Source organism: Shewanella sp. HL-SH4 (genome assembly GCF_051164845.1).
Classification (GTDB): Bacteria; Pseudomonadota; Gammaproteobacteria; order Enterobacterales; family Shewanellaceae; genus Shewanella; species Shewanella glacialimarina.
In genome coordinates this window covers 1,239,921-1,253,308 of the sequence record NZ_CP195037.1, presented here as the reverse complement: position 1 = coordinate 1,253,308, position 13,388 = coordinate 1,239,921, and the positions used below count along the sequence as shown (strand labels likewise).

The 13,388-nt window shown below is 40.1% G+C and carries 8 protein-coding genes; 2 read left to right on the top strand and 6 right to left on the bottom strand.

What is annotated here, in order from left to right; all coding sequences use genetic code 11:
• Positions 1 to 54: 54 nt before the first annotated feature.
• Both ACRWQL_RS06405 and ACRWQL_RS06400 read left to right on the top strand, forming a co-directional pair.
• Entirely contained in the window at positions 55 to 795 is a 741-nt protein-coding gene (locus ACRWQL_RS06405; RefSeq protein WP_434928394.1) for a DUF481 domain-containing protein, read from the top strand.
• Positions 796 to 1,753: 958 nt separating this feature from the next.
• Entirely contained in the window at positions 1,754 to 3,154 is a 1,401-nt protein-coding gene (locus tag ACRWQL_RS06400) for a hypothetical protein (RefSeq protein ID WP_434928395.1), read from the top strand.
• A 5-nt stretch (positions 3,155 to 3,159) separates the two neighbouring features.
• On the opposite strand, the gene ACRWQL_RS06395 is transcribed toward ACRWQL_RS06400, so the two are convergent.
• The 6 genes from ACRWQL_RS06395 to ACRWQL_RS06370 all read right to left on the bottom strand — a co-directional run bounded on the left by ACRWQL_RS06395 (position 3,160) and on the right by ACRWQL_RS06370 (position 12,972).
• Positions 3,160 to 5,409: a PAS domain-containing protein gene (locus tag ACRWQL_RS06395; protein ID WP_434952807.1), complete on the bottom strand. Its 2,250-nt coding sequence runs from the start codon at positions 5,407 to 5,409 to the stop codon at positions 3,160 to 3,162.
• A gap of 87 nt (positions 5,410 to 5,496) precedes the next feature.
• On the bottom strand, positions 5,497 to 6,129 hold the full coding sequence (locus tag ACRWQL_RS06390; RefSeq protein ID WP_434952806.1) for a TatD family nuclease-associated radical SAM protein: 633 nt from the start codon (positions 6,127 to 6,129) through the stop codon (positions 5,497 to 5,499).
• Positions 6,130 to 6,283: 154 nt separating this feature from the next.
• Positions 6,284 to 9,415: an efflux RND transporter permease subunit gene (locus ACRWQL_RS06385; protein ID WP_434952805.1), complete on the bottom strand. Its 3,132-nt coding sequence runs from the start codon at positions 9,413 to 9,415 to the stop codon at positions 6,284 to 6,286.
• On the bottom strand, positions 9,415 to 10,617 hold the full coding sequence (locus ACRWQL_RS06380) for an efflux RND transporter periplasmic adaptor subunit (RefSeq protein ID WP_434952804.1): 1,203 nt from the start codon (positions 10,615 to 10,617) through the stop codon (positions 9,415 to 9,417). The genes ACRWQL_RS06385 and ACRWQL_RS06380 overlap by 1 nt, the downstream gene beginning before the upstream one ends.
• Positions 10,618 to 10,958: 341 nt before the next feature.
• Positions 10,959 to 12,182 carry an ATP-dependent RNA helicase SrmB gene (gene srmB / locus ACRWQL_RS06375; RefSeq protein ID WP_226410928.1) on the bottom strand — a complete coding sequence of 408 codons (1,224 nt, stop codon included), beginning with the start codon at positions 12,180 to 12,182 and terminating at the stop codon, positions 10,959 to 10,961.
• Between the two features lie 55 nt (positions 12,183 to 12,237).
• Positions 12,238 to 12,972: a tRNA1(Val) (adenine(37)-N6)-methyltransferase gene (locus ACRWQL_RS06370; protein WP_434952803.1), complete on the bottom strand. Its 735-nt coding sequence runs from the start codon at positions 12,970 to 12,972 to the stop codon at positions 12,238 to 12,240.
• Between the last annotated feature and the right edge of the window lie 416 nt (positions 12,973 to 13,388).

Genomic DNA, 13,388 nt, shown 5'->3' with positions numbered 1-13,388 from the left:
GTTAATATGCGTCCGATTTTGAGAGGATTAACGTACAGAAAAGGATCTAATAATATGAGAAAAATGCTTTTAGCTGCTGCAATAACATTTGCAATACCATTCACAGCTCAAGCTGGTGCTGATTTTGTTGAAGGTGATGACACATTTGGTGGGGAAGCTGAATTAGGGGCAACCTTAACGACAGGCAACACAGATACATCTTCTTTTAAAGCACGTTTAGATTTGAAGCATGAGCTAGATAATTGGGAAAACCAATACTTATTCGAGGGGCTTTATAAAGAAGATACCGGTGATGTCACTGCAAAACGTTATTTTGTCGGTGCTCAAGGTAACTATCAAATTAATGAGCGTAGCTATATTTTCGCCAACACCAATTATGAAGTCGATCCTTTTACTGGTTATGATTTTACCTCAACAACCTCTTCAGGTTATGGTCATCGCCTTATTGATACTGCAGATACATCTCTACAAGCTGAAATTGGTCCCGGTTATATTTATCAAGGTTTAGATGAAGAAACGGCACTGGCTGAAGGCTATGATTCTGAAGACAGCGTTGTTGCTCACGCCGTGTTAAATTATCAAACTAAAATCAGTGATTCATCTAAATTCCAACAACGTTTTGTTGCCGACTGGGGTGAAAAATTAGATGCGCGCTCAGAAACATCATTAACCGCAAACATTGTTGGCGCACTAGCAATGAAGTTCGCCGTTATTGTGCGTTATAATAGCGATCCGCTTGAAGGTAAAGAAAGCACTGATACAGAAACTAATATGACCTTGTTATATGCCTTTTAATCTTTCTGTTTGAGTGTTTTTACCTCAATATAGCTGGTATTTACCAGCTATATTTTTGCATTCTAGCTTGAATTTAAAGTATTTCTCTTGATTTCATTGCTATCCCCGTTTTATAAAATCGATATTATTACTTTAATATGTTCGATTCGCGCTCAGGTTCACGATTTTAATCGCTAGTTAGGTGCACAATATGGCAAAGAATGTTGAATGACTTCGACGTTGTAAAGGCATTCACATGCTAGGTAAGCACTTAACATGTGAGGCTAGATCACCCTTTAGAACCTAGCGAGAGTAAGGCATGCAAATCGGGAGTTGTTGGTTTGATCGGCCCAATAAATTATTCGTTGATCCCTCAAGAGACCTCAGCTGGCCTTTAAATGATCAAGAATTTTGGGTGCTTGAACAGCTAGTTCTGCATCGAGGCCAGGTCGTTCCAATAAGTCAGCTCGCATCATCGTCTATGACCCACGTAAGTGTCTCAAAAACGATTGAATCATTAGTCCATTTTTTAGGTAAAGACCAAGCTTGCTTACTCGAATACATTCCAGGACAAGGAGCCGTACTGTATAAAAGGAATTTAGTTCGTGCATCTAGTTTATTAGGTTTGCCCTATAAAACCATGCCCTATAGGTTATATTTTTTGATGCTAATATTGATCATCATTGTGTGTGCTTATCTATATTTCAGTTTTTCACCTCTTGTCAGTATCATGGCGAAGATTTGAGCTTTATAGCTAATTTATACCCCAAATATCTTTTAAAAGATGGTTTATTGTATGTAAACTATCCAACTTAAACGATGGAATTTAAATTATTGTATCTAACAAATTAGTGACTTAATTTTCAGACTGTTACACTTTAATCTTGGTTGTAACTGATTAAATTAAATTAAGATTGTAAGAAATTTAACTAATCTATAGTAAGATTATTAGCATCGAATATGCGAGTAGAGTGGATCAGTGGCAAAGGTAAAAGTTAAACAAGAAGAAGCGCTTTCGGTTAAATTTAGCCATCAAATGGGCACAGGCGTTCAACGAACTTTTGATTTGTACTTTTTTTTACCTAATGAAATGTCGATCGGTAGTAATACCTTAAATGAGGAGGAATATTATCATAGCGGTATAGTTGGCCGACGCTCATATTACTCCAAAGGGCTGCATTTACCGCTAGTCCAATCTCGTTTTGCCAGTTTGAATAAACGTACTTTGGAAGAGTTTCGTTTATATCTTAATCTATTTGCTTATCAATTTGCTGTTGCGATTGAAACCGATGCTAAAGAGTTACGTCAAAAGTCAGAGGCAAATGAATTTTATCCCGTCTTAAATGATTTGTGCGAACTCGTCGCGCAGTTACTAAAAAAATTCCGCCGTAATGAACCCAGTGAAGAAAAATGGAAGTCATACTTTGAGCACGCCGATAATTATTTGTCCTGGTTTTGTGAGCAACAATTACTCAAAACTTTAGCATCTCGACCTCGTAGTGCTGAATATAATGACATTACAGAGAAAGTTATTTTACTGTGTCGCAGCGAAAATCAATATCGTGAAGTAGAAAAGCGTTATAACTCGACTCAAACTAAGCAAGATGCGAATCGTATTTCTAATAAAATGTTACTGCTTCGTAGGCTTATTCAGCAAGGGGTAGTATTAAAAGAAGAATTAAAGCCTTTAGGGATCGGGTTAAAGAAGTTTGTGACTGGATTAGCCACAGGGTTAGTTATGCTTGTTGTGTCAGCGCTTATTTTTAAGGCTCAAGGATTCTTCAATGGTCTAACGATGACCTTATTACTGACTTTGGCAGTGATATATGGTTTTCGTGAGATATTTAAAGAAGATATTCGCAATGCCATGTGGCGCCTTATTCAGCGCGGACGACCGCGTTGGAGTCGAATATTGCGTGATACCACTACGCAAGCAATCGTTGCTAAGCAGTTAGTTTGGTTGGAGTTTATTCGCCCGCAAGATATTCCAAAACATGTCGCCGAAATTATGAAACAACGTCATAGCCAAAATAAGGTCGACACGACAACATTGCACTACCGTATTGCGACTAAAGTCACCAATAAACCCTTTGAGGCAGGATATTCGCAAATTCAAGAGCAAGTAAATTTCAGCTTAATTCCCTTTGCTAGATACCTTGAGCGCGGCAACGCAAAAATTTACCATGAATCAGAGGGGAAGGTGAGTCATGCATCTGTAGAGCGCCGTTATCAACTCAATTTAGTTGCGGTGCTCAAAGATGGCAAAGAAGCGCCTGAGTACGCTCGCTTTAAAGTGACCATGAACCGCTCAAGTATTATTGAAATAACTGAAAGCAAATTACCTGACAATGTGAATCCATTTAGTATTGAACAGGAATAGTGTGCTTATTCCAGAGGTGACTTGCTTTCATAATCAAAGGTCCGGGTAAAGGCTTGGCAAATATTTTGGTCACCTGATTGCTTAGCGCGCTTTAATGCCACATCTGCATTGATGAGGTATTGCTCAAGGCTTTGAGGAGCACAATAGCCTGCGATACCAATATTTATACCTTCATCTAAGTGTTTTGTTGCGAGCTTTTTAAGCATCTCAATAGCAAATAAATGGGTTCGGGTGGCATCAGTGTGCGGTAAAAATAGCACTAACTTACCCAATTGCCAGTGAGCTAATTGATAGTTTGCCGGTAAGTCTATCAACATTTGAACCTCAATATCTTGCTGGCGCTTTTCAAGCTGACTGATGTCGCCCATGTTACTAAAAATACCTTCTGGATTGATATCCATGACCAGTAAGCTTGAGCTGGCTTTAATGTTTTCACTGGTATTGTTGAAGTAGTTTTCTAAATCAACTAACCGCATCACCATACTGCTTTTTGGGGTGATCATATTGTGATTGATCACAGGACCCGTGGCATTGGTTTCGACAGTAAAGATAAGGTATTCAATATCCCCTTCAAGAGACATATGGCCCATGACGGTAATTTTTAAGTTTTCAATAAAACGGCTTTGATCAAATGGCGTTACATGACCTTGCCACTCACCTTGCAGGGTCACCTGGGTAAGAATATTACTCCAAATATCACTAATTTCGCTGCCCAGCAGTGTCTTAATATCAACCTGGTGTTCGCCGCGCAGCTGCATTAAATTATCAAAGCTATGGTTGCAGTTAATTACTTTTCCCTCAGCGTTAGTTAATGTGGTTGCTATTGCGTTTTCGCTGAGCAATTGATTGAGGAAAGCCTGTTGACGACTAGCAACTAATTCACTGATGTCATTAAATACCACAATCCAGTAATGTTCCTTTTGCGATAGTGCTTGGCGGTGTATGTGGATATTAACCTGATGGTTATCATCTTCTAAACTGACACAGCCAGACCAATACTGGTCGGTACGTAAAATTGTTTTCAGCGCTTCAAATTTGTCGTCAGAAAGATTGATCACTCGCTGTAAACTGCGATCGGTTAAGGTATTTAGTTGATAATTTAATGAGTTTGCAGCACTGTTGTTAATTCCCAGAATTCGGCCACTATCATTGACGATAGCGTAACTTAACTCGGTATTAAATAATCCATTCGACAAGCGAATACTATTATTTCTGGCCTTATTTTCCATTAAATAACGCTGGCGAAAAACAATTACTCCTATGCCTAATAACCCGATCACAATGCTGGCAACGATAAGTACCATTTTCCAGGGATCAAAACGTGCAGCGATATCCTGGTGACGAATATAAGATAAAAAGAAATATTCTTTTTTTGATTCACTTTGCCCGGTAAGCTCCACCTTCAAGTAAACAAATGTAGAGTCTTTACTATGAAATTGGCCGAAATTGTTCATCGCCATAGATTGCCACAGCTCAGGGTTGGTTTGTTTTAAACTTGCTCCTAAGGTATCAGGCATATTATTTAATGGACTAGGCTGATTTGCGCCAGCATATAAAAAACTCTGACTATCTAATAACAATAACGGCGAGTTAGGATTAAAAAAAGCCGGTTTTATGGTATCTAATAATCGGGTAACAGAGTTAAATGTGACTAGATAACCATTGATAGATTGATCAAGGTTTTCTAACCATGCAAGTTGATATATATAGGGTTCGAGTTTGCCATCAATCGGGGTAAATGCCATATCAGAGGAGTATATTTCAGCACCTCCCATGGTGCTTTTCCCTTTCAATAATTTTTGGGGTAGGGTTAAGTTTTCTAAATTATTTGATGTGGAAAATTTAAGTTTTCCTTGCGGGTCGTACAATGCCAAGCCAAGTAATTCAGGAATGTTTTGTGTTAGAGAGTTCCAGCTTTGAAAAAGTTTTTGTTTTTGTTCTTCATTCGGGCTAGAAAGGTATTGACGAAGCAACTCTCCATTAGCAAATGTTTGGGTTCTAAATTGTAAAAAACCCATTTTGTCAGTGGCGAGTGAGGCTACTGTTTGTAATTCGCTATATCGTTGGCCAGCCCAGTCTTCCTGTAGTCTGCGCTCACCCATATCAATGATGGTACTACTGATAATAATCAGCCCAATCAGCAATAAAATAACCTGACTAAAAAGTGATAAAATTTGGGTGCGAGACCAATGAATATCTTGGACTGAAGCAATGAGGGATGTAATACCTGAAATTGTTGTTTTTCTTTTAAACATTGCGCCAACTTTGTCTGTATAAGTAGCCAAACTACACTAAAGTGAAGTGGACGCTAATATTAGCATGAATTAGTTAATTAAATCATGCTAACCCACGATATCAAGTTGGCGTTCGGTAAAGTGACAATTAGCATCAAACGCAATTGTTCGGCACTTCTCAATATCAACACCAGCTAGCCCGTTTATTGCGCTGACCGATACTGATTGGATATATTGTGGGGCTAAGGTGATGAACTCACGCACAGCACTATAAGCGTGTGTTAATTTGGGTTGGCAATGTTCAACATAGGCCTGCTCTGTGTCTGCATTGAGTGATATCGACATCACATCAATACACGTGGCCAGTTCAGGTAAAATATTGCGACGATGAAATAGGTTACCTAATCCGTCGGTATTAAGCCTGACTTGGGCGCCACGACTTTGCAATTCTTTCGCTATCGTCAGCAGGGCGTCTAAATTCAGTGTCGGTTCTCCATATCCGCAGAACACATACTCTTCAAACTTATCTACCTGTCCCAATAATGGCAATATATCGTCAGCAGTAACGGTTTTGCTTAAGGTTAAATCATATTGAGCAACTTGCTTACTACCATTATGTTTCGGGCAAAATTTGCAACGTAAGGTGCAACGACTGGTTAAATTGATATAGCGACTTTGGCGAATATCATAAACCAAGGTGTTGTGAGTCGTCGTATGGTCTGTAGGTTGAGTTTGCGACATTGCATGCTGAAGTTGTGAATGTTGCTTTATGTTAACCCATGCATTAATAAATGAATGCTGGACAGATCTCAGATTAGACAAACAAAAACAGCGCTAAATAAGCGCTGTTTTTGTTTGAAAACTATAACGATTCATAATCGATACTGGCTACAGATTAATAATAATCCGCATCTGTGGTTTTAGGTCGCCACCACCATAAATAAAAGCGTTTCAGCCCACGTTTAATGTCATCCAAAATAATATACAGAACGGGCACTAAAATTAGCGTCACCACGGTGGAAAACAAAATACCAAAAGCTAATGAGGTTGCCATAGGAATAACAATTTTAGCTTGTAAGCTTTTTTCCATAATAATTGGAACAAGGCCAACAAAGGTGGTTAACGAGGTAAGAATAATTGCTCTGAATCGATAACAACCTGAGTCGATTGCTGATTGCATAATCGACTTGCCTTCTTCGCGGGATTTATTCACAAAATCCACTAGGATTAACGAATCATTGACTACCACACCAGCCAACGCCACGATGCCACATAAACTCAATACACTCATTGATAATCCCAGCATGTAATGGCCGACTAACGCGCCAATCATCCCAAAGGGGATGACTGACATAATGATTAAAGGTTGAGTATATGATTTAAGTGGAATAGCCATTAAGGCATAAATAGTGAACATGGCGAAGAAAAAGCCCTGTATTAAGCCTAACATGGCATTTTGCTCATCCAGACTGCTGCCATCTAATGAGGCCGATACATGGGGGTATTTTGCTGATAAGTAGGGAATAAATTCAGACTGTACCTCATCAACAACTTTACTAGGCTCTACTTTGTTGGTATTTGCATTAGCGCTAATGGTAATTGCACGACGACCATCTACACGGGTAATAGATGCATAAGAGTCGCCTAACTCTATTGCGGCTACACTTGAAAATGGTACCGTTTGGCCGTTACTGGTGCGGATCATCATATTTTCAAGATGCCCCACGGTGCGTCGCTGCTCCAGTGGGTAGCGGATCATCACTTTAACTTCTTCTTTATTACGCAAAATACGTTGTGCTTCGTAACCATAAAAGCCGTAACGCACTTGGCGCGCTAAGTCAGACAGAGTTAACCCCTGTGCCTGTGCTTCTGGCAGAATATTAAGACGAATTTCCTGGCTGCCCGACGAAAAGTTGTCTGAAATATCATATACACCTTCATAGGTTGCCAGCTTATCTTTAATTTCTTTAGAGGCTAGGGCCAGTTGATCTAAATCGGTTGAGGTTAATCTAAAGGATAAATCTCCACCGGTCTCATTAGTGCTGGCATTAATATTGAGTTTTTTAACCGACAGTAATTCAGGTAACTGTTTGCGCCACTCTTCGGCAATAGATACGCCATCAACGTCCCGGTCTTCACCTTTAGTTAACTCAGTAAAAATAAACGCTGAAGTACGTGAGCTTAACGACACAAAACTGTGTTTAACTACACCTGTGCCATATTCTTGCTCCATAACATCATTCATTCGATATAAAGCATCTTCTACCTGCTGGACCGTGGCTAAGGTATTGAGTTCAGAGCTACCTTCATCCATTTCTAGTAGAACTTGAATAAAGTCAGATGGAATATCAGGAAAAAATACCCAACGCACTTTCCCGCTAGCAACCAAAGCGATAGAGAGAATTAATACCCCGACAAAGACTGCAACAACATTGTAGCGTTGCCTAATGCAGGCTTCTAAAAAGTGTCGATATTTATGGTGAATAAAGAATTGTAGCTTGTCATTTAAGCCAACTTTAAAACGCGAAAATACATTAGTCGGCGCGGTTTTCTTTTTGACTTTCATGTGTGCCAAATGTGCTGGCAAGATGAATTTTGATTCAATGAGTGAGAAGGCTAAACACAAAATAACAATCATGCCGATAGACTTCCAAATAATCCCCATCGGACCTGATACCAAAATCATTGGCGTGAAAGCGGCAATGGTGGTCAGTACCCCAAAGGTGGCAGGCATAGCAACTTTGTGCACACCTGTTATCACGTTGTGTAAAGAATGACCGTTTTCTTCAACTTCACTGTAGGCACTTTCACCGATCACAATGGCATCATCGACGACAATCCCCAGTACCAAGATAAAAGCAAATAAGGTCAACATGTTAATCGACATGCCAACCGCTGGCATTAACAACATTGCCCCTAAGAAGCACACAGGTAACCCCATCATCACCCAAAAAGCTAATTTAAGGTCAAGAAACAGGGCAAGAATAATAAATACCAACAGTGCACCGTAAAACATGTTAGATAACATCATGTTTAAGCGGCCTTGAAGATAGTGAGTTAAGTCCCCCCAAGTATCTACTTGTATATTAGCGGGCAGGGTGCTTTGACGCTCGGCTATGTAGGCTTTTACCTGTGTAGATATCGCTAACGCGTCTTGATCATCAATACTGGTGACTTCAATAATTGCCGCTGGCTTGCCATTAAAACGGGTGTATTCTAATCTTTCTTCAAAGCCATCTTTAATATTCGCCACTTGAGGCAGCATAATACGGCTGCCGTCGGTGCGGGTTAATACCACAATTTTAGCAAAGTCTTCGCCAGTATAGGCTTGGCCTTTGGTGCGCAATAATATGTCACCATCTTGAGCACGAATAGAGCCGCCGGGTAGATCAATAGAGGCATTTTGGACCGCTTGCGCCACTTGGCTAAAACTTAAACCATATTCGCGTAGCTTATCTTCAGACACTTCAATGCCAATTTCGTAATCTCTTACACCTGTTAGCTTAGCCCGTGTTACGCCGGGTAAATCGGTGAGGTCTTCACGAATTGATTTAGCCATCTCCTTCATGTCATGGGCTGACATATCGCCATAAACCGACACCCAAATTACATTGTTTTCAGGCTTTATTTGAAAAATATTAGGCTTTTCAATGTTATCAGGAAAGGTGGCAATAGCATCAATACGCAGTTTAGCTTCATCAAGCACTTGCTGAACATCGAAACCATCCTCAACTTCAATGGTGACAGACCCTATACTATCGCTAGCCACCGAGGTGGTTTTTTTAATCCCAGAAATGTCTTGAATAGCTTCCTCAATTTTGATGTTGATCCCTTCTTCAATTTCTTGTGGGGCAGCACCTGGGTAGGCCACAGTAATATTGATAAGATTAAGTGAAAAGCTGGGGAAAATTTCTTTATTAATTATTACGGCACTGAATAATCCACCGATAATCAGTACTAGCATGAGTAAGTTTGCTGCAACGTTATTGCGAGCAAACCAAGATATGATTCCTGAATGGCTCTGCATCACAGCTCTCCTGCAGGGGTTAGCTCATCATCAGATACATCATCTGTGGGGGTTAACTTATCGTCCTCATCTAATATTTTTACTTTTTGACCATTAGATAGGTTGGCGACATTGGTCATTGAGATGCGCTCTCCATCGGTAAAGCTGTCTTTAATATAGACACTGTCAATGTCGGTTCTGACTAGGTTAACACTGCGCATCTCAATGATATTATCATCACTGACAATGGCGACTTGGTCATTACGTAATACATGACGTGGAAGCTGCACAATACCGCTTACGCTGCGGCCTTTAATGACTGCGGTGACAAAGCTGCCGTATTTCAATGGTAACTGTTTATTATTTTTTGACTTTATAAGATAAGGGTCAATCACTTCAGCAACGAGATAAACCATACGATTTTGTTCATCGATGACATTTTCGCTGCGGATAATATTGCCATTCCAGGTCATGTTTTGACCCGCTAGAGAAGCGCTTAAGGTGACTTCGGTGTCTGGGTTGTCAATTGACTCTAAGTAAGCCAAGTCATTATTGGTCAGCGGTAAACGAATCTCTGCGGTACTGGTATCGTATAGCTCGCCTAAATTAGTGCCTAACGTGACGTATTGGCCTAGGTCAACATGACGTGCTTTAATAATGCCGTCAAACGGTGCGCGAATAATGGTACGTTCAAGATTACGTTGCGCACGGGCCAGTGCAGCTTTAGACGACTTTACATTTGCTTGTTCTTTTTTAAGCTGCGGGATACGTAAGCCTAATTCTGGGGCAACGCCGTTATCGAAATCTTTAAATTCTATTTTAGCCACTTGGCCACGGGCCATTTCTTCGTTTAGCATTGCAGTAGCCTGTGCCACATTGGCTTCTGCTTGCATCAAGTCAGCTTCATAATCAGAAGGTTCAATTAACGCTAATTGATCGCCTTTTTTAACTATGCCGCCCGCAACAAACTCGGCAGATATATTTTGTAGTCGCCCTTGTACTTCTGTTACGAGCTGAGTTTTATATTTGGGATTAACCACACCATACGAAGGTAGGTTTAATGAAACCGTTTGTTGCTTTACTGTCATCACATCAATAATAGTGAGAATTTCTGCTTCGTCTTTTTGTTCAGGAGCTTCCTGGGTTTGCATTAGTAGCTGTGCAAATCCAATTGCCACGATCAAGATAAAAAGGGGGGTCAGTCTTCTTAAAATAGTTTTCATTCTTTTTGCGTATCCATGCTGAAATGATGCTGATGAATGTATTTTGCACAATATGCGGTGTTTTTAGGCAATATTTGTACATTTTTTTATTCTTATCAGTAATCTGTCTAAATTAGCAGATTTTATGATTCAGCTAAACTGGTTTATGTAAATTAGCTGTAGCAGGATGTTGCGGTTGTTAACATCTTGGGGCGATTTGATAAATAAATTAGCATGTGCGGGCGATGAATTTTTTAAATATCAACCTAAATATAATACAGGCAATAAAAAACGAACCTGTTTAGGTTCGTTTTTTATTTATATTGAAATATTCCAGTAAGCAGATTACCTACCAATATTAATTATTTTTTCTTTTTTGACTTCTTAGAGAATTTTTTAGGGTCCTTGGCATTAGCTTTTTTCTTACCCGGCACTTTAGCTTCTTTATGTTTAGGACGAAGCTCTTCAATGACACGGCGTTTTAACGTTTGCTCAATGTAGCGCTCAATTTTACCGACAATTCGTACATCATGTGCTTCCATTAATGAAATAGCAGTACCTTTAGCGCCAGCGCGCCCTGTGCGACCAATACGGTGCACATAAGTGTCAGCTGAACGTGGCATGTCAAAGTTAATTACATGAGTAATATCATCAACGTCAATACCACGGGCTGCCACATCGGTAGCCAATAGCACATTGACTTCACCTTTTGTAAAACGTCCTAGGGCTTGAAAACGTTTCTTTTGTTCCATGTCGCCACGCATAAACGCGCAAGGTATATTGGCCTTTAATAATAATCCTTCAAGGCTAGCCACCGCTTCACGGGTTTTAACAAATACGATTGTTCGCTTAACTTGCTCTTGTCTTAAGATGTTACACAGTAGGGCAAATTTATGATCTTTATCGTCAGCTAAATGCGCCCACTGATGAATTTTAGCTTTTTCGCTGCGAGGTGCTTCTACATCTATGGTGACAGGATCTTTCAATAGATCACGTGCGAAACGCTCAACCCCGCTGCCTTCTAAAGTGGCAGAGAACAACATGTTTTGTTTACGACCTTGTGCTTCAATCGCAATGGCTTGCACCACTGAAGAGAATCCCATGTCTAACATGCGGTCGGCTTCATCAATCACTAGAATATCGACCTCAGTAGCATCGAATTTTCTTTTGTCTAGGTATTCCATCAATCGGCCTGGTGTGGCGATTAATATATCGATATTACCTGCAAGGGCTTCTTCTTGCGGCCCATAAGGAACGCCACCAGTAATAATGGCAATATCTAAATCTAAGTCAGTTGCGAGATGACATGCATAACGATGAATTTGACTGGCTAGCTCACGGGTAGGTGTTAACACCATGATGCGGGCTTGTCCTTCGAAACGACGAGGGAAATCAATCAGATGCTGTAAGGCTGGCAATAAGAAACTTGCTGTTTTACCTGTCCCTGTTGGCGCACGCGCAAGAATATCCCGTTGCTCCATCGCCATAGGAATAGCTTGTTGTTGAACTGTCGTGGGGCTTTTGTGGCCCATGGCTTTCAGTGAATCTAATAACCTTGGGTCTAAATCGAAATCTTCAAATAACATGCACGTGGGTCTCGCTTAAAAGTAGCCGTCTATTATAGCTGACGAATCACACAGGCTAAAGTTTTAAGTAAAAATCCTTGCATAAATCTGTCATTGCTACCGAATACTGACCTTGTTTATCACGTATATCGATCGAGCCGGTAACATATTGTTGTTCGGAAGCAGGATGTTTAATCGCCAGCAATAGCCGATTAGGTGGTTTTCCTGTAACGCTGCTGACTTCAATACGTTGAGTTATTTCTAAGCCAGTGCCAGATAATGCTGGTTTGAACATCGCTTCACTCTGAACCGGAATAATGATACTGGCCACGCCATCTTTGGCTAATAAAGCGTAAATGGATTGTACTAAGTCTGTAAAATCCAGTTGATTAGTGTGTCTTGCCGTTGCGCGGGCACGATCCTGAGTTTGCGGGCCATTGGTAAAGTAGGGAGGGTTGCAAATAATATGATCAAAGTATTGGCGACTGCTTGCGGCTATTTTTTGCTGATGTAAGCAAAAATCTTGAATGCTGGATTGTATCAATTCAATTTTTTTAGCCCATTGGCTTTGGGCGATATTATTGAAGCAATCTTGAGCTGCAGATGTATCTAACTCTATTGCAGTAATGTGAGTTTGTGTCGATGTTCTTTGTGCAGCCATTAAGCTCAATAAGCCACTTCCTGCGCCAATATCAATAATACGTGTTGCGTTAGTTAAGCCCGCCCAAGCACCTAACAGCACCCCGTCAGTGCTTACACTCATGCCGCAATGGCTATCATCGATATGAAATTGTTTAAATGTGAATGGCATTAAGGGCTACAGTGCGAGCGAACTAAAGGTTGATTATAACAAATTATACCAGCGTGTTAATTGATTGATGATGGCTTATTTTAAACATGCAGTATTACTTCTACTGGTGTTTAACCCTCAGTCAATGTGGTAGCGGCCATAATATAAATATAAGGTCTTAATTATCGGTTTGTTAATTTATGTTATCGCTTATTAAAGGCTGTGCTAGTTATGTTTAGGGCTTTTGGTAATTGTTTCAGGCTTGAAATCTAAATAACTGAATATACTCAGTCTCTATTGCGTATTATTAGCATCTTTGCTATTAGTTCAGGCTGCTCTTTCAAGGTAAAACCGCTTGTAATGGCTTGATTCATTCAAACACTAACTAAGGGTTATATAAACAGATCAACAATGATTATTTTTCGCACTAAATTTAA